1 rRNA gene is annotated in these 255 nt (G+C 54.1%); it reads right to left on the bottom strand.

Annotated elements, in window-relative coordinates:
• Positions 1–19: 19 nt before the first annotated feature.
• Positions 20–255, bottom strand: a 23S ribosomal RNA gene (locus C1Y43_RS23520); the annotation flags it as partial.

Here is a 255-nt window from a genome sequence, read left to right as displayed (position 1 = left end):
AAAACGCCTCTGGCGTTGTAAGGTTAAGCCTCACGGGTCATTAGTACCGGTTAGCTCAACGCATCGCTGCGCTTACACACCCGGCCTATCAACGTCGTCGTCTTCAACGTCCCTTCAGGACCCTTAAAGGGTCAGGGAGAACTCATCTCGGGGCAAGTTTCGTGCTTAGATGCTTTCAGCACTTATCTCTTCCGCACTTAGCTACCGGGCAGTGCCATTGGCATGACAACCCGAACACCAGCGGTGCGTTCACTC

Source organism: Pantoea sp. ICBG 828 (assembly GCF_002928355.1).
Taxonomy (GTDB): Bacteria; Pseudomonadota; Gammaproteobacteria; order Enterobacterales; family Enterobacteriaceae; genus Pantoea; species Pantoea dispersa.
This window is presented reverse-complemented; position numbering and strand designations above follow the sequence as displayed.